We start from the raw sequence: 17,580 nt of genomic DNA on the forward strand, positions 1-17,580 counted from the left end.
CACAAAAATAAGAGGGTGGAACTCCACCCTCTTATTCAACTATATACCTTTATATAAACCTTCAGAAATTACAACCTAAAAGATACATAGAACACCCTGCCGTCCCTCCAAACGGCTAACACGACAGGACCTTCGGCTTTAGGCAAGCTCCGCACGAAAGAATCTATATCTTCTACCTTATTACCATTTACCTCCACTATTATGTCGCCGCTTCTGAGACCAACCCCATCTGCCACCGAACCTGGAGCAACCTCTGAGATCATTACTCCCGTTATCAAAGGGGGTAAATCTTTCTGTTTCCTTACAGCATCAGATACAGGTTCCACCTTTATACCAATTTTCTTGAGGTGTTCACTTAGGCTCTTTCGACCACCCTCGCTGCCTGGAATGCTACCTAACACGACTCTTACCTTCCTCTCAATGCCACCTCTTCTCAAGATTTTGAGATTTACCTTGTCTCCAGCCAGGTGACTCCTGATTTTCATTGTCAAATCCAGGTCATCTTCGACCTTCTTCCCATCCACCTCTACTATCACATCTCCCCGCATTAGCCCTGCCTTTTCTGCCGGCGAACCAGGAACCACATCTGCAACTACCGCTCCATTTTCCGATTTGATACCATAAACATCAGCAAACTCCTTAGTTAAGGGCTGTACATATACTCCCAAATATCCCCTCTTTACCCTTCCGTATTTGACCAAATCGTCCAAAATCTGCTTGGCCATGTTTACAGGCACGGCAAAACCTATTCCTTGGGCATAGGGGATTATCGCCGTGTTTATACCGATTACCTCTCCTTTCAGATTCAAAAGAGGACCGCCACTGTTGCCTGGATTTATAGCAGCATCCGTCTGGAGAAAACCATCAAAGCTGAAGTCCCTTGCCCTGATAGAACGGTTTTTGGCTGAAACAACACCGACAGTAACGGTGCTTTCAAAACCAAAAGGATTACCTATAGCTATGACCCATTCACCTACTCTAACCTTATCGGAATCCCCCAAGGGCAAAACAGGTAAATTTTCCCCTTCGATCTTGATGACCGCCAGATCGTAACTAGGATCGGTTCCAATGATCTTGGCAGGATATGTTTTGCCATCAGACATGCTGACCGTTATCTCATCAGCCCCTGCCACGACATGGTTATTGGTCAGTATGTAACCATCTTTGGAGACTATGAACCCCGAACCCTTCCCTTTCATGGGCACTAAACGGGTAAAATGCTCCAACTGGTCCCCTAAAAACTCCCTAAGGAACGGATCGTTAGCAAAGGGGCTTAGAGGCTGTCTCACCATGGTCTTCGTATCTATGTTGACCACGGCAGGAGATGTCTTTTCTACAATATCGGCTATGGGATTCCCAGTAAAAACATCGCTCCCCGAAGAGGATGCCAAAGCCGACGTTAAACTGACAAAGGTTAAAAGTAACACTGTTAAAACAGCAATCAATGTCTTTCGTAACGGATTAACCGCAAGCTTTTTCATTTTATTCACCACCTCCATACGTAATCTGCATTACATATTTTGGACCGTCTTCTATTTTATTGCATCGTAAATTCTACGGATATTTGATCCTTGGGTTTGCACCCTAAAAGATCCGAAGCTCGTCCTTGGTTAACGGCTATGGACAAGTATCCCCAACTATCCTCCAGGATCACCAGGTCACCTTTATCTACATCTGCAAATGTCCTCCCAACGGGGATGCTGAAAAGCCAACCACTAGATATCCTCAAATTTTTGATGTCTTTTCTCAGGGAACGCCACAATATGTTGGTCCTTACCGTGCCGTAAGAATCGATATAGGCTACATAGCCAGTTATTTTACCGTCCTCCATCTTGGGCTCCGGCAATGGATATTCCACAAGAATTTCTTTCTTTATCTCTTTTCCCAATGCAGATGGAGGGACCCCCATGCCTAAATCTCCTACTACAGGGGCCATGACATCTCTGGCATGGAAAGTAGGAGAAATCCTACTGAAATCAAAAAGTTCCATGCGTACGCTCCAAGCAGTCTCAATTCCGCCCAAGCGCCGTGCTGCCTCCAAGAGCAAGCCGTTATCTGGGCCCACCAAAAAATCTCCCCTTCTAACATGAAGGATGACTATCTTTCGCTCAGTTCCGACACCGGGATCCACGACGGCCAAGTGTATGCCTACCGGCATAAACGTCAGAGCCCCTGCCAATATCCATCCCCCTGAAACAATGTCGAATGGCGGCACCTCGTGGCTAATATCGATAATTGGGAGTTTAAGTCCTTTGCTTAAAAGCACCCCTTTGCAGCAGGCCACCGTCTCATCCGACAATCCAAAATCAGTCAGCATCGTCACACACTTCAGCTCAAAACTCACTTTTGGCTGTCCTCCCCTTGAGAAGTTGCACTCCTTCAATTTCCTTGTTTTAATATATCACTATATGCCTTATCTTATCCATCAAAGCCCACTGGAGGGATTGCATGCCTTCTATTTTGGACATATACGGTGCCTTGCTAAACTATTGGGGACCCCAGAACTGGTGGCCAGGTGAGACCACCGATGAGATATGCATAGGAGCTATACTCACGCAGAACACAAACTGGAGCAACGTAGAAAAGGCGCTTATGAATTTGAAAAGAAAAGGGCTCCTATCCATCTCTTCTATAGCATCTGCTCCCAAAGAAATCATAGAGGAATGTTTGAAGCCTGCAGGAACTTACAGAAGGAAGGCTCTGTACCTTATGGATTTCTCAAAGCAAGTCATCTCCCAGCTAGGTTGTATAGAAAAGCTTTTCACCCTAGGACCTAACAAAGCCCGAAAATGGCTACTCAAACAAAAAGGCATCGGCCCTGAGACGGCAGACAGTATACTCTGCTATGGGGGCAATTTCCCGTTGCTGGTCATAGACGCGTACACGCTGAGACTTGGCAAGAGAATGGGCTGGCTCTCTCCAGAGATAAACTCTTACGATAAAGCCCAAGAAGAACTTCAACTTTATTTACCGAAAGATCCAAAAGTCCTTGGGGAGTTTCACGCTCTCATAGTAAAACACTCGAAGGAAATATGTCGCAAAAAACCGCGTTGCAGCATGTGCTTCATGATGCCCTGCTGCAACGCGGTTAAAGATGCTCAAATTTAGTTATCTTCTCTTTTGCCTCTAAGCTTAGTTGCCCTGAAAGTCGCCTTTCTTGCTCTGCTTTTCAGGGGTGTTACTACCACACATCTTTGAGGTTCTACACCTTGAGAGTTCGTCGTAACATCCTCTCGATCCTTCAATGTCAAATGGATTATTCTCCGCTCCCAACTGCTCATTGGCTCCAGCTTGACAGGCCGTCCCTTCCTAGTCGCCTCCCTGGCCGCAGCCAAGGCCAACTTCTCTAAGCTCTTAAGTCTTCTTTCCTTATAACCATCACTATCAATGTTTACCCTTTTCATGCTGTCCCTTAGAACTAAATTGGCCATGTACTCTAACGCCTTTAATGTCTCTCCATAACGACCAATGATGATTCCAGCATCCTTTCCTGTCAAATTGAGGCTGTCGTCATCTATCACCTCGGGAACCACATCTAATTCCATGTAGGAGAATAATTCTTTCAGGAACTTCTTTGCTTTCAGAAGATGTAGCTCTCCAGACAAGGCAACCTGTACCTTTCTCTTCTTGCTAAACAGCCCCCAGATGCCTTTGTTCTCTTCAAGAACCTCCACTACAACATCTTCCGGCTCAACAGACCACTTCTTGCTACCAAGGGACTGCGCCTCTTCCAATGACTGAACCTCTACGATGAAACTGTTTTCCATAGGCCACTTACCCTCTCTATCCCTTTTGTTTTATTCTTTCCTGCTACCTGGCTTATCTTTGTACAATACAGGCTTTTCCTGCATCTCGACCTCAGTTTTGTGCTTCGCATACCATTGCTGAGCTACTCCCACTAAAGAAGATACCCCCCAATACAATAGAACTCCTCCGGGCAGGCTCAAACATATGAATGTCAAGAAAGCCGGCATAAACCAGTTCATAAACTGCATCTGGGGGTTAGAAGCCCCACTGAGCTGCTGCTGGTACCACGTAAGAAAAGCTATGACCAAAAGGAGTACCAGGTTGCCCAAGTACATCTGCACGTTCAATAAACCTGCTGGGTTTGCGGCGATGGCAGAAAACAACGCTCCTATTCCAATCTTATCCGCAGAGGCGCCTACCGCGGACGCCATAGTAGATAGAACTGAGCCCTCAAGGCTTATCCCTAGAAACGTGGCTCCTCCCAGGTCCAGGTTCATCAACACTCTGAAGAGGAGTATGAGTATGGGCAATTGAACAAGGAGGGGAAGACACCCCGCAGCTGGGTTTACGTTGTTTTCCTTATAAAGCCTCATGATTTCTTTGTTCAAAGTCTCTTTATCGTCCTTGTATTTTTCCTGCAAAACCTTGAGTCGAGGCTGCAGTTTCTGCATTTTCTGCATGCTCACCATCTGCTTATGCGACAGTGGATACAATAGGACACGAACCAGTAGAGTAAGAATTATTATGGCAAGCCCGTAAGAATGAGTAAGGGAATATAACCCATTGATTATCAATATTAGGAAATCGCCTGCTGCCTTCCAAATAGCACTCAATTTATTCACCTTCCCTAAATGATGTTTTTGAACTCTTATTTCTGCGGAACAAAAGAAACTCTTCGGGCACAGGGTCGTAACCACCTGGGTGCCATGGCGCACATTTTGCTATCCTCAAGATGCCCAGCAAAGTTCCTTTTATTAACCCGTGAACTTCAATGCACCCCAACGTGTACTGGGAACATGTTGGGTAAAATCTGCAATTTTTACCCAGAAATGGAGATATAAGGTGCTGATAGACCTTTATTAAAAATCTAGCTAACTTCACCGATAAGGTCAACTCTCCAATTTTATTGGCCTGATTCAATTGTTTGTTGCCCACTTTTCAGCAACCCTTCTTTGCTCAAAAGTCTTTTTAAGTCCTCATAGACTTCATGAGACTTTGCAGAAAGTCCCCTTTTCTGCAGAGAAAGGACGATCCAATATCCGTCCTTTATCATTGGATAAAGTCGCCTTGCCGCCTCTTTTAATATTCTTTTACCCCTGTTTCTTGTTACTGCACCACCCTGCCTTTTGCCGACGGCTAAACCAATCAAGGTCTTGTCCTCATGGGTCTCAATAAACAGCAGCCGCACCAACGCGCCGTTCCTTCGGCGGCCAGTGCGGAAGACCAAATCGTACTGCCATGCTTTTTTGAGCCTTATATCTGCAGGATAGCCAAGCCTTGTAGCACCCATCTTAGGCAGCTAGTCTTTTCCTGCCTTTGGCTCTCCTGTTCCTCAAAATCTTACGACCGCTATGGCTCCTTGAACGGCTCAGAAAACCAATGGTTCTCTTCCTGCGTTTATTATGGGGCTGAAAGGTCCTCTTCACGAAAAACACCTCCCGGAGATTGCTTTTAAGTATTTCAAAGGACGCTGTTTTTTGGCAGCTTGGTTACTATAACATAGCCAACTGAAGTGAGCAACAATCTTTCTAAGCTAGGGTGATTTTCTTATATGGAACTTTTGGAAGAGACTCGTAGATCTTCCAGTCAATCCTTGATAAAACCCTCCCATCTAAAATAACTAGCCTTCCCTTGTCCTCCTCTGTCCTAATTAGCCTTCCAGCTGCCTGTTTCAGCGTCAGCTTTGCTTTAGGCAGCACAAATGATCTGAAATACTCCCTACCAGAAAGGGCCTTTAAAGTTTTCATTATTGGATCTTCTGGGTGATCAAAGGGGATTCTGTCGATGATAACCTGGGTTAGTCCCTCCCCTGGAACGTCGAACCCTTCTCTAAATGTAACGCTTCCTATCAGAACGGACGTTAAATCCTCTCTGAAGGACGTAACAAGCTTGCTCAGTTGAGTATCACCCTGTACGTAAACGTTGTATTGCTTGGTCTTGCTCTTCATGTATTCTCCAACACTTTTAAGCAGGTTCAAAGAGCTCAGTAAAACCAACGTCCTGCCTCCATTTTCATCACAAAAATGCTCCACAATCCTCGATATGGTCTTTTCATACCCGAAATCTGTAACCTTTTTGTTCGTCTCAACGACCCATATCTCCATTTGTTTTTCCAATTCGAAAGGCGAATCAACCACAAGTGTTCGGTCCGCGGTAATTCCTGTCTCTTGTTGCCAATAAGAAAAATCCCCTCCCAAGGCCAACGTCGCAGAAACAGCAATCAAGCTGTGCGGCGAAAGGGCTTCAACGTTTTCTTTCAGCACTTCTGAGGCATAAACGGGAGCACTCACCAGGTGCATACCATCCCACCAATATGCCCAGTTGGGGTAATTGCAGAAGCTAGTGCACCAAGAAAGTTGCTCATATGATTTTCTTAACCCCTCAAAGGTTTCCAAAACGGCCAAAGAAAAGAAAGATTCGTCAGCACCATCAAGCTTTTCATCGTTGACAACTCTTTGAAGTTCTCCCGAGATAACATCGTACTCTCCTTTTAATTTCAAGAAGAGCTCGGACTTCAAGGCCCCCGAAAGTACTTGGCCAGGTTTCAAGTTTTTTTCAAAATTCACAAACAATTCCTTGCCGAGTTTCAAAAAATTATTGCCGCTTTTAACCAGGATATCCGCCTCTTTAAATCCCTCCTTATACAAGAAGGGCACGACCTCTTTAAGGAGCATATTTATGGGCCTTTGGATATTGAGAAACCCCACTTTGATAGCTGAAACATTTCGAGCAATTTCAGCAACCCTGTGGGCCTCGTCGAAGATTAGAACATCTACTGGAACTACGAACTTTCCCTTTGAGCCAATGAGGTGAGAAAGAAAAAAGTGATAATTGGTAACCACTATGTCCCAACTTTGAGCTTTTTTAATTAATTTCAGAAAAAAACATTCGCTCCTGAAGGGGCATCTTGTTCCCAGGCAATCCTCTTGAGAAATGGCAAATTTAAAGCTCCATTCTATCGGAACATATGAAGCAATCTCGTCAAGTTCACCATAAGTAGTCCTATCAAACCACAAACCAATTTCCGTGGAAACTGAAGAATCTGCATCTTTTAGTTCATGCATCACCTTTCTGTAGCAAGCATAGTTATTTTTGCCTTTTATGGCTCCGCACTTTACACCGGCATCGAAAACCTGCATTAACCTTGGGATATGGTGATCCATCATCTGGTTTTGCAGGTTGCGAGTCGATGTAACGTATACAACTTTTCCCCCTTGTTGAGCAAACAAAAGAGAGGGCACAAGCAGAGATAAAGTTTTGCCTGTACCGGTTGGAGCCTCGGCCAAAAGCACCTCTCCAGAGTTCATGGCTTCCCAAAACTCCTCGGCAAGACGTACCTGATCCTTTCTGTATTTATAACCAGAGACTACTCGGGATAGCGGTCCCTCTTCAGAAAACAACTCGGATATCCTATCTTTTTGGCATTCTCTTTCCACAATCATCATACCTTGCAGCTCCATGATCTTTTTATCACAGACATGGATTTCAACCAAAATACCACTACCAAAGCCACCGCCATCAATACCCCTATTCCAGACATAAGAAAAAGAAAGTAGTTGAACAGGCCATGTACCAGGACTGGCAAAAACAGGATCCTGAAAAGGGAGTATGTTACAGCACCACCGAGTTTCTGCCTGGCAGCTTCATAACCCATAAAAAGTCCGCAAAGCCCATGAAGCGGTACCGACAGAAAAGCTCTCCAACCAGCCACCAGAAAGGGATTCAATGCACCAAAAACATAGAATAAGTTCTCCAAGGTAGCAAAACCCAAAGCCACAGAGGTTCCATATACGATCCCATCATAACATTCATCGCACACCTTATGATCTATGAACCTCTTCAGAGCGAGCCATTTCATATACTCCTCTACTAGAGCAACGCCCATAATTTGATACACCAAGGGGCCCAGTACAACCAAATAGCTAGTGAAGATCTCCAGCAATGCCGCCGGAAAGACAAACAAGGCTCCAAAAACAAAGGAACGCACTACCATCCCCAGTGGTTCTGGCTCCAATCTGTCCTTGTGGTAGTACCACCAAACCAATGCAAGTCCCGGCGCAACCGACACAATGAACAACAACTCTACTTTGTTTTCCAAAAAATCACGCCCCAATTTTTTGGATCGGCCTTCCCTTTTACAGTATATTTATATTATACTTTCCTATTGTTGCAGAAGGTATAAAACCCATGTTAGAATGAGGTCTGCCGTAGAAGGAGGTGAAGGATTTGCCAAACAAGAAATCTGCCGCAAAAAAGATACGCATAGCGGAAAGGAACAGGTTGTACAACAAGTATTGGAATACTCGCTGTAAGACAACTGCCAAGAAAGTGCTAGAAGCCGTGGCCAGTGGCGATAAAGAGCTAGCTTTAAAAAGGCTAGACGAGGCCCAGTCCGTCCTGGACAAAGCTGCAGTTAAGGGCGTAATTCACAAGAACAAGGCCGCTCGCAAAAAATCCAGACTCACCAAGGCAGTTAAAAGCCTTTTTCCTAATACAGCAGATGCCTAACTTCTTTCGCGCATTTTAGCCGGACATCCATCTTAACTTTTCAAGAAGGACGTCCGGCTTTGCTGTTCAATAAGGCCAACAGGGCCATTTCCACCACTTCCCATGCCCCCGCGGACAACCTTTTATTCATACAACTTGCTTTTATCATTTCCGACACAAAGCGTCTCAAAGCTTTTGTGCTATAAATACGAGAAGCCAAGAGCGCCTTTTTGGCTTGATAAGGTTTCGCTCCAAATGCACTCAATATATCTTCCTTTTTTTCACCTTTATCTTTATAATCAGCAAGATACATAGCTAAGCGCATCCTCCTGTGGAGGCCGCTTACAACGGGCAAAACATCACTCTCTTTCTTTATCCTCGCTAAAGACCGCACAACCAATTCTGCCTTACCCTCACAGAGTCCATCCAAAAGGTTTAAAAAGGCCTTACTCCCTTCATCTACGCACAAATTCTTGACGAGATCCTCAGTTACAAGGCCATCGCTTGCCAATGTGGTCAACTTATCTATTTCACTTTTTATCTCTTCAGGATCCTCAATCCATTCCTCCAATAGGGAAATAGCCCCAGCCTCCCACTTAACACCTGTCTTTTTTATTAGGCCCTTTATCCACTCTATCCTTCCTGATGTCCAATGAGGAACTTTATCTGGCTTTTTTATGGTAGCAAGCTTAATGACATCCCGAGGTATGTACTTTTCCACATTTCCCTCATATAACAGCAGGATGACTGTAGAGGCCAATTCCTTCTTCTCTACCTGGAGAGCTAGAGGCGATGGGAGGGGGCCCATCGCCTCTGGTGAATCTACCACGTATATATTCTTTTCTTCAAAAAGGCCACCTGTCGTAGCCGTAGAGAAAAGCTCCCACCAATCGGCCTGTTCTGAACGAGCGGCCACGGCAAACCCTTCTTCAGAAAGTCCTCTTAGCGCCTCCTCAAGCAGCCTACTCTTGGCAGGTTCCTTAGCACAAATCAAGAACAAGGAAGGCACTTAATTCTTCACCACCACATTCACAAGCTTGTTAGGTACCACAATCACCTTGACGATCTCTTTCCCTTCAAGCCTCTTGACGACTTGTGGGTCCTCGAGAACTCGCTTCTTCAAGGACTCTTTATCCAGGTTTGCAGGAACCACCAATTGGGCCCTAACCTTTCCGTTTATCTGTAGCACCACGTTAACCTCTTCTTCTACCAATGCGCTGGGATCCACCTCGGGCCACGATGTCTCGCACACTAGCTTATCGTTGCCCAAGAGCGACCATAGTTCCTCCGATATGTGGGGAGCTACGGGAGAAAGGCAAAGAAGTAACACTTCCACTCCTTCTCTGAATATGACCCAATCGTCTTGGTCCTTGGGCATAAAAGCTCCCAACGCGTTAGACAACTCCATCAACCTTGCAACAGCTGTATTGAATTGCTTCTCCACCTCTATATCCCTGGTGACATCCTCTATGGTTTTATGAATTTTTCTCTTAAGATCCCGCGCGGCCTTTTCCTTAATCTCGTCCATCCTCAATCTTCTGGTTGAGGCTTTCTTGAGTTCCTCAAGGTTTTCCTCCACCAATCGCCAGACCCTGTTCAAGAACCTATGAGATCCTTCGACACCTCTATCGGACCAGTCAAGGTCTTTCTCCGGAGGAGCGGCGAACAAGATAAACAACCTGGCCGTATCCGCGCCGTATTTACGAATTATCTCGTCGGGGTCCACCGCATTACCTTTTGATTTCGACATCTTGGCTCCATCCTTAATCACCATACCCTGGGTTAACAGGTTGGCAAAGGGCTCCCTGACGTTCACTAAACCCAAGTCAGCCAGAAACTTTGTGAAAAACCTGGCATATATAAGATGGAGACAAGCATGCTCTATGCCTCCTATGTACTGATCTACGGGCATCCAATAATTTACATCCTCCTTGCGGAACGGCCCCTCCTGAGTCCAAGGAGAGGCAAAGCGCAAGAAGTACCAAGAGGAGCATATGAAGGTATCCATTGTATCTGTTTCTCTCTTTGCGGGGCGGCCGCAGCAAGGGCACTTGGTATTAACCCACTCATGATGATCTTCTAGAGGGTTCCTCCCGACCTTCATCTTAACATCCAAGGGGAGCTCCACCGGCAATTGGTCCTCAGGAACAGGGACAATACCACAGCTCTCACAATAGACCACAGGAATAGGCGCCCCCCAGTACCTCTGCCTGGAGATAAGCCAATCTCTCAACCTGTAATTGACTTCCCTTTTCCCCCAGCCGTTCTCCTCAAACCATTCGGCCATTTTTACTTTAGCTTCCTCGGTGGGCATTCCATCGAAAGGACCTGAGTTTACTTGGATACCATCCTCTTCAAAGGCCCTCTCCATGGTCTTGCCATCCAGCTTTTCCCCTGATTTAGGATTGATCACAACCTTTACGGGGATTCCATAGCTCCTTGCGAACTCGAAGTCCCTCTGGTCATGAGCAGGAACTCCCATTATTGCGCCAGTTCCATACTCCATCAATATGTAGTTTGCTATCCATATGGGCACTTCCTCACCATTTACTGGGTTTATCGCCCTCAATCCCGTATCCACACCTAGTTTTTCCGCGTTTTCTCCCCTTGTTTCAGCTGGTGCTGCTTTGTGCTCCTTTACGAACTTCTCTACTTCTTTTCCGTTAGGTGATGCTTTTATTATCTCCTCTACCAATGGGTGTTCCACGGCCAAGGCCACAAAAGTGACACCAAATATGGTATCTATGCGGGTAGTGAAGGTCTCAATCTCAATGTCCTTCCCACTAACCTTAAAGGATAACCTTACGCCCTCCGATCTTCCAATCCAGTTCCGCTGCATTATCTTTACTCTTTCGGGCCAACCTTTCAGTTCATCAAGAGAGTCCAAAAGTTCTTGTGCGTAGTCGGTTATCCTCAAAAACCACTGTTCCAAATTTTTCTTCACCACCGGCGTTCCACAACGCCAGCAGTGTCCGTCGTTTATAACCTGTTCGTTTGCAAGAACGGTGCTACAGCTTTCACACCAATTCACCGGCGCTTTCTTCTTGTAAGCCAAGCCTTTCTTGTAAAACTGGAGGAACAACCACTGAGTCCATTTGTAATAATCGGGATTGCAAGTCTCAACCCTTCTTCGCCAGTCATAACTGCACCCCATGCTCTTTAGCTGTTTGGTCATGTGCTCTATGTTGTCCCATGTCCATTTATTCGGATGGGTACCGTACTTTATTGCGGCATTTTCCGCCGGCAAGCCAAAGGCATCAAATCCCATGGGGTGAAGCACGTTGTAGCCTTTCATCCTGAGGAAGCGAGCCAACATATCCCCTATCGAATAATTCCTCAAATGCCCCATGTGAAGAGCTCCACTAGGATAGGGGAACATCTCAAGACAGTAAAATTTCTCCTTTTCTTCACTAACATCCACGTTGAAGGTTCCGTTTTCCTCCCAATAGCGTTGCCACTTCTTCTCTATCGTGTTGAAATCATACCCCACAGCTCTTCCTCCTCCATCCGGTACTTATTTCAAGTAAGGTTGGATACCATTATATATATGTTGTCCCCTTGAAGCAAAACCCTTTAGCTAAATTTCTTCCTTCTCTCCTTTCTTCCTATCGACTATAGCCCCTAAAAGGTCAATGGGGACAGGGAAGATGGTGGTCGAATTGTTTTCTGACGCTATCTCTCGCAAGGTCTGAAGGTACCGTAATTGTATCGTAATTGGAGATGCTTCCATCCATTTGGCTGCCTCTGTCAACTTCTCTGCTGCCTGGAGTTCCCCTTCGGCCGCTATTATCTTGGCCCTTCTCTCCCTCTCTGCTTCTGCCTGACGGGCCATAGCTCGCTTCATTCCTTCTGGAAGTTCCAATTCCTTGACCTCTACGGCGCTCACCTTTATACCCCAAGGATCTGTGCGTTCATCTATAATATGCTGTAACTCCACATTTATCTTGTCCCGAGCGGATAAAACTTCGTCCAACTCGGACCTACCCACAACAGATCTCAGGGTGGTTTGAGAAAGCTGGCTGGTGGCAACTATATGGTTTTCTACCTCTATTATTGACTTTGCTGGATCCAACACTCTGAAGTAAACCACGGCATTAACCTTCACCGGAACGTTATCCTTCGTTATAACTTCCTGATAAGGCACATCAAGGGTTACCACTCGCAAATCTACCCTGTACAGCTTGTCTACAAAGGGCACTATCAAAACCAGCCCTGGGCCCTTGACTCCTACAAACCTTCCCAATCGAAACACTACACCCCGCTGATATTCGGGAACAATCCGCACAGCAGAGGCCAAAAGCACCACTAGGATTACTATGGTTCCCACATAGCTACCCATACTAAATATGGCGTCTATGATACTACCCATCATTGCCATCATCCTCCTTCTTACCGATAATTGGTTCCACATAAAGGACCAATCCTTCACTTTTGATAACCCTTATAGGGGTATTACTTTCTATCTTGTCTCCATTTAGGCTTTTGGCCTCCCAAATCTCACCGTGACACTTTACAGTCCCAGAGGGGGCCAAATCGGTTAGCGCCACCCCTTCCAAGCCGATAAGCCCCTCACTTCCTGAAACGGCCTTCTTGGACAAGGATCTCCAAACAGCCCAGGCCGCCAACAAAAAGAAAACAGTGATCGCACCCACAGCACCAACCAAGAAGCTGTAAGACATGTTCAAAAGCTCACCTCCCGGAGCCCTGTATATGACCAATCCCCCCACAATGAGGGCAGCAGCGCCAAACAGACTTAAAATGCCTATTCCGCCAACGGCAAGATCCAGGATCATTACAGCAATGCCGACGACAAGCAAAACTATCCCTGCCCAATTGAGAGGAAGCATCCTCAAACCTAAGGAGCCAAGCAAAACCAGGACAAGACCCGAAGTGCCAAGGACGAAACCTCCAGGAGACATAACCTCAAATATAATGGCGTAAAGTCCAACCAACAAAAGCAGATAAGCCACATCCGGCCGGGATATAAAGTGGAGCGCTTTCAGCCTAGGAGACATTTCATAACGATGAACCCTGTAATCTTTCAGGTCCAACTTTGCCGTACTACCCGCCAACTTAACTAATCTTCCATCGATCGCCTCAAGGAGTGTAGCTAAATCTGAAGCTACAACATCTATCACCCCTTCCTGCAAGGCCTCCCTTGCCGTGTAGGAGACGCTCTCCGTAACCATTTTTTCACAAGAGATTAGATCCCTGCCTCGCTCTTCCGCCAAGGCCCTAATTTGGGCAGCAAGGTCATTGGTTATCTTTCTGTTCATCTCCTCTGGTACATCTTCGCCTCCTGCAGTGACTGGGTGAGCAGCCCCCACGTTGGTTCCAGGTGACATAGCTGCCACGTGAGCGGCCTCCAATATAAAGGCCCCAGCAGAAGCAGCCCTAGCTCCCGCTGGACTCACCCATACCACCACCGGCACCGGGGAATCCAAAATCTTCTGCGTAATGGCTCGCATGGAGCTCACCAAGCCCCCAGGGGTATCCATATCTATGACTATGAGCTCTGCATTGATTTTTTCTGCCTCCGAGATGACGTCTTCCAAATGGTCTTCCATTACCACCCCCACTACTCCGTTGAAAGAAGAGTTCAAGACATTCTTTACTTCCCTTATCTCCACTCCGTAAGCAGGGCAAGACGCTGCTATAAACAGAAAAAACATCACTCCCAAACACCATTTGCCGGCCCTATAACTTCTCATAACCCCACCTCTTCCAGTGCCTCCTTAATGTTTTCAACCTTATATAAGCTTACACCTTCTATTTTTTCTAACTCCTGCCCCTTGCTTATTATGAAGCGTTTGTAGCCAAGCCTTTTAGCTTCCTTTATTCTGCTTGTTATTCGCGGCAGTGGCCTAACCTCTCCGGCAAGACCAACTTCCCCTATAAAGCAATAAGAAGGATCAACTGGCCTGTTATGATGCGCCGACGCCAAGGCCGCGCAAAGAGCTAAATCCGCCTGCGGTCCCCTTACTGCAAGCCCCCCAACCACATTGACGTACACATCTTGGGAAGTAGTCGAGACCCCAAAGCGCCGTTCAAGTACCGCCAAAAGGAGCTGTAGTCTGCTAGGATCTATCCCTATAGCTGTTCTCTTGGGGTAAGGAAAGGGCGAAGTAGCAACAAGGGCCTGAAGTTCCACCATGAAAGCCCTGGATCCTTCCACTACAGGGGTAACCGTCACTCCTGGTACTTTCTCATCCTTGTTCCTCCAGTAAAGCCTGGTAGGGTCGTTCACCGCAAAAAGTCCCTTGTCAAGCATCTCGTATACGCCCATCTCGTCAGTAGCGCCAAAACGATTCTTTACAGCCCTCAAAACTCTGTAGGGAGAAAGTCTATCCCCTGAAAAGAGCAACACAGTATCCACCATGTGTTCTAGAAGTTTCGGTCCTGCAATAAGCCCTTCCTTGTTTATGTGGCCTATCATCACCACAGTACAGCCGTTCTGTTTTGCTGAAGAAATGGCTTTCTGGGCTACAGCCCTAACCTGCGAAGGGGTACCTGGAAGTCCTGGCAAGCCACCGGAAGTAAAAGATTGCACGCTGTCTACTACCACTAGATCCGAGCCCGACGAACCGGCTAACAAATCATCGATGTTGTACCCTGAGCCTATTTTTAGGTTTTGGGAAGCTATTCCCAATCGCTTCGCCCTCAAGGCTACTTGAGAGGGGGACTCCTCTCCGGAAAGGTAAACAACATTTTTCCCCTTTTGGGCCATCTTCAGACAGGTCTGCAGCAGAATGGTAGATTTTCCTATACCCGGCTCACCGGCCAAAAGAACGGAGGAACCAGGTACCCATCCCCCACCTAAAACCCTATCCAACTCTTCGTCTTGCGAGGACAACCTCTCAGGACTTTTTATTTCGTGTAAAGACAAAGGCAGAATAAAAGATTTCATCTGAGAGTCCTCTGATGGAAGGGGGAAAATCTCCTCTATAGTGCCCCATGCACCGCACTTAGGGCATCTACCAGACCAAGTGGTTCCTTTGTATCCACATTCTATGCATTCATATTTTTTGCTTTCTTTCTTGGCCATCTTTACACCAACCTCTCTACAATATTACATTATAATTCTTTACTATACTACCGTACATAGATATTTTACGAAAAACTCCCTAATAAAAATCCAACCCACGCCGATAGCAGCCATTTTGATATAATAATCGAACCGCACCAGCTATTGACAACAAGGAGTGATGAATTATATTTCTTCTTTCCTCTTTCTTGGTCATCCTTTTTTTCGCCCTGCTGGGAGCAAATACAGGCAAAGACATAAGAAGCGAAGATTATTGCCTGGCAGGCAGGAAGTGTTCTGCTATATCGGTTTCGGGGATATTGCTGGGCGCTCTTGTTGGGGGCGCGTCAACGGTCGGAACGGTCCAGATGTCCTACTCTTACGGCCTTTCAGCTTGGTGGTTCACTCTGGGCGGAAGTATTGGTTGTCTGGTTTTAGGTTTGTTTTTTGCAGCTCCACTACGGGCCTCAGGCTTGCAAACTATAACTCAGTTTCTAGCAGAAAAATACGGCTCAAAAACTGCAAAAGTTTCCATGTGGGCCTCCGTTATAGGGACGTTCATATCGGTAATTGCCCAGTTTCTTGCGGGAGCCGCTCTGTTGAAGGGAATCCTTCCGATAAGCGACTGGGCAATAATGCTAATTTTCTCATTGGCCATCCTTGCTTTCATATTTCTCGGAGGTCTGAAAAGCTACAGCAAAATAGGCGTATATAAGATTGTTTTTCTGTACGGGATACTGTTTTTGTGCTTTATAGTATCCTTTAGGGAGCTTGGTTGGGATTATCTAAAGGTCACCAAAAACCTTCCTTCCAAGCCCTTTTTTTCCCTGTTCGGGTTGGGCGTTGGAAAAGGTTTAAGCGCAGGTACATCCCTGGTAGTGGGAGTTTTATGCACTCAAATATATATCCAGGCCGTATTCTCCTCCTCCTCGCCTAAAACAGCAAAGAACGGAGCTTTACTTGCCGCTCTACTGATGCCCCCTTTGGGACTTTTGGGAATATGGATAGGCTTGTACCTTAGAAGCTCAGGTGTTGATATATCTCCGTCGGAGGCTCTCAGCTTTTTCATACACAATCACTTCCCACCATTTTTGGCCGGAGCTATTTGGGCAGGCATACTAATTACGGTCATCGGCACTGCAGCTGGCTTGGCGCTGGGAATGGCCACAAACTTGGTATCAGATTTTCTAATTCCCGCCAGAATACAAGGAACAAACCATCTGTGGCTTAACAGGTTAATGATACTGGTGGTAATCTTCGGTGCTGCAGTTATCGCAGCTTTGGGTAAAGCCTCTATGATCCTGGAGTGGAGTTACCTTAGCATGGGACTTAGAGGAGCTGGAACGTTTTTCCCCCTAGTCATAGGTATACTTAAACCTGGCCTTTTACCCCCAAGGTGGGCCTTTTGGTCCAGTACCCTTGGACTGTCCACCACCCTCTTTTGGCCATTGACAGGGCTTCCAGTAAAACCTCTTTTTGCTGGGCTAGGGGCCTCTGCTCTGGCATCCATGATAGGTCTGTTCATGAATTCCATAAAAAAGGGGTAGCCCTGGTTTTCTCAGCTACCCCAACCTATTCAGCGCTTATAACCTATAATATCCCTGAGTAGCTTCTTCCTTGCTTCTATATCCTCGTTCCCTTCCACACCTTTAGGGGAAGCCCCATCAATAACCCCCATCACCCCTCTGCCTTGGCCCGTCTCAGCCACTATGATTTGAAGAGGGTTGGCCGTCGCGGCATATATCCTGCATACTTCCTGAATGGATTTGAGTTTATTGAGGACATTGATGGGGTAACCCTTTCGGAGCAGCACGACGAAGACATGTCCTGCACCGATCCTCTTCGCATTCTCCACAGCCGCCTCAACCAAGTCCTCGGCGTTGCCGTCCTTCCTTATAAGGCACGGTCCAGAGGCTTCGTTGAAAGCTATCCCAAACTCCAAGTACGGCGATGTGGTAACCAAAGCCTCATACATGTCCTCAACGGTCTTGATAAAATGGCTCTGTCCTACAATTATGTTACATTCATCGGGAATGGTCATCTCAACAACATCCAGTTTCACCTTCTCCTCCACGGTTCGGCACCTCCTTTTAGAGTCAATA

General features: G+C 46.4%; 18 protein-coding genes. 3 read left to right on the forward strand and 15 right to left on the reverse strand.

Going from position 1 to position 17,580, the window contains the following annotated elements; genetic code table 11:
- Positions 1–68 precede the first annotated feature (68 nt).
- Together V7Z69_RS05415 and V7Z69_RS05420 are read right to left on the reverse strand one after the other, a co-directional pair.
- Positions 69–1,481, reverse strand: coding sequence for a Do family serine endopeptidase (locus tag V7Z69_RS05415; protein ID WP_334138987.1), 1,413 nt, complete (start codon positions 1,479–1,481; stop codon positions 69–71).
- A 56-nt stretch (positions 1,482–1,537) separates the two neighbouring features.
- Positions 1,538–2,344, reverse strand: a complete 807-nt coding sequence (locus V7Z69_RS05420) for an SAM hydrolase/SAM-dependent halogenase family protein (RefSeq protein ID WP_334138988.1) — start codon at positions 2,342–2,344, stop codon at positions 1,538–1,540.
- A gap of 104 nt (positions 2,345–2,448) precedes the next feature.
- On the opposite strand from V7Z69_RS05420, the gene V7Z69_RS05425 reads away from it, so the two are divergent.
- Positions 2,449–3,108, forward strand: coding sequence for an endonuclease III domain-containing protein (locus tag V7Z69_RS05425; RefSeq protein ID WP_014162868.1), 660 nt, complete (start codon positions 2,449–2,451; stop codon positions 3,106–3,108).
- Here V7Z69_RS05425 and jag read toward each other — a convergent pair.
- The 7 genes from jag to V7Z69_RS05460 all read right to left on the reverse strand — a co-directional run bounded on the left by jag (position 3,105) and on the right by V7Z69_RS05460 (position 8,065).
- On the reverse strand, positions 3,105–3,767 hold the full coding sequence (gene jag / locus V7Z69_RS05430; protein ID WP_014162867.1) for an RNA-binding cell elongation regulator Jag/EloR: 663 nt from the start codon (positions 3,765–3,767) through the stop codon (positions 3,105–3,107). The two genes, V7Z69_RS05425 and jag, sit on opposite strands and share 4 nt — an antisense overlap.
- Positions 3,768–3,797: 30 nt before the next feature.
- A complete protein-coding gene (locus tag V7Z69_RS05435) occupies positions 3,798–4,580 on the reverse strand; it encodes a YidC/Oxa1 family membrane protein insertase (protein ID WP_014162866.1) in 783 nt (260 codons plus the stop codon).
- 1 nt (position 4,581) lies between these two features.
- The gene (gene yidD, locus V7Z69_RS05440) at positions 4,582–4,848 is read right to left on the reverse strand and encodes a membrane protein insertion efficiency factor YidD (RefSeq protein WP_416376416.1); all 267 of its coding nucleotides are present in this window, start codon (positions 4,846–4,848) and stop codon (positions 4,582–4,584) included.
- Between the two features lie 22 nt (positions 4,849–4,870).
- On the reverse strand, positions 4,871–5,257 hold the full coding sequence (rnpA, locus tag V7Z69_RS05445) for a ribonuclease P protein component (RefSeq protein WP_014162864.1): 387 nt from the start codon (positions 5,255–5,257) through the stop codon (positions 4,871–4,873).
- A 1-nt stretch (position 5,258) separates the two neighbouring features.
- Positions 5,259–5,393: a 50S ribosomal protein L34 gene (gene rpmH / locus V7Z69_RS05450; RefSeq protein ID WP_014162863.1), complete on the reverse strand. Its 135-nt coding sequence runs from the start codon at positions 5,391–5,393 to the stop codon at positions 5,259–5,261.
- A 102-nt stretch (positions 5,394–5,495) separates the two neighbouring features.
- Positions 5,496–7,412, reverse strand: a complete 1,917-nt coding sequence (locus tag V7Z69_RS05455; RefSeq protein ID WP_334138990.1) for an ATP-dependent DNA helicase — start codon at positions 7,410–7,412, stop codon at positions 5,496–5,498.
- Positions 7,409–8,065 (reverse strand): PrsW family glutamic-type intramembrane protease, encoded by a 657-nt coding sequence (locus tag V7Z69_RS05460; RefSeq protein WP_334138992.1) that lies wholly within the window; start codon positions 8,063–8,065, stop codon positions 7,409–7,411. The genes V7Z69_RS05455 and V7Z69_RS05460 overlap by 4 nt, the downstream gene beginning before the upstream one ends.
- A gap of 128 nt (positions 8,066–8,193) precedes the next feature.
- Here V7Z69_RS05460 and rpsT point away from each other — a divergent pair, with 128 nt between their 5' ends.
- A complete protein-coding gene (gene rpsT, locus V7Z69_RS05465; protein ID WP_014162858.1) occupies positions 8,194–8,475 on the forward strand; it encodes a 30S ribosomal protein S20 in 282 nt (93 codons plus the stop codon).
- Between the two features lie 40 nt (positions 8,476–8,515).
- Here the strand turns inward: rpsT and holA are convergent, their stop codons facing one another.
- The 5 genes from holA to radA all read right to left on the reverse strand — a co-directional run bounded on the left by holA (position 8,516) and on the right by radA (position 15,499).
- Positions 8,516–9,463: a DNA polymerase III subunit delta gene (holA, locus tag V7Z69_RS05470; protein ID WP_334138996.1), complete on the reverse strand. Its 948-nt coding sequence runs from the start codon at positions 9,461–9,463 to the stop codon at positions 8,516–8,518.
- Positions 9,464–11,944: a leucine--tRNA ligase gene (gene leuS / locus V7Z69_RS05475; protein ID WP_334138999.1), complete on the reverse strand. Its 2,481-nt coding sequence runs from the start codon at positions 11,942–11,944 to the stop codon at positions 9,464–9,466.
- 87 nt (positions 11,945–12,031) lie between these two features.
- Complete coding sequence (locus V7Z69_RS05480) at positions 12,032–12,826, reverse strand: slipin family protein (protein ID WP_334139001.1); 795 nt, start codon at positions 12,824–12,826, stop codon at positions 12,032–12,034.
- A complete protein-coding gene (locus V7Z69_RS05485; protein ID WP_334139002.1) occupies positions 12,816–14,165 on the reverse strand; it encodes an NfeD family protein in 1,350 nt (449 codons plus the stop codon). Before V7Z69_RS05485 ends, V7Z69_RS05480 begins: the two co-directional genes overlap by 11 nt.
- Positions 14,162–15,499, reverse strand: coding sequence for a DNA repair protein RadA (gene radA, locus V7Z69_RS05490; protein ID WP_334139004.1), 1,338 nt, complete (start codon positions 15,497–15,499; stop codon positions 14,162–14,164). The genes V7Z69_RS05485 and radA overlap by 4 nt, the downstream gene beginning before the upstream one ends.
- A gap of 188 nt (positions 15,500–15,687) precedes the next feature.
- Between radA and V7Z69_RS05495 the strand changes: the two genes are divergently transcribed.
- Positions 15,688–17,025 (forward strand): sodium:solute symporter family protein, encoded by a 1,338-nt coding sequence (locus tag V7Z69_RS05495; protein ID WP_334139006.1) that lies wholly within the window; start codon positions 15,688–15,690, stop codon positions 17,023–17,025.
- Positions 17,026–17,054: 29 nt separating this feature from the next.
- Here V7Z69_RS05495 and V7Z69_RS05500 read toward each other — a convergent pair whose 3' ends face one another.
- The gene (locus V7Z69_RS05500) at positions 17,055–17,519 is read right to left on the reverse strand and encodes an adenosine-specific kinase (protein ID WP_416376417.1); all 465 of its coding nucleotides are present in this window, start codon (positions 17,517–17,519) and stop codon (positions 17,055–17,057) included.
- Positions 17,520–17,580 lie beyond the last annotated feature (61 nt).

It is taken from the genome of Thermovirga lienii (genome assembly GCF_036847465.1).
GTDB lineage: Bacteria > Synergistota > Synergistia > Synergistales > Thermovirgaceae > Thermovirga > Thermovirga lienii.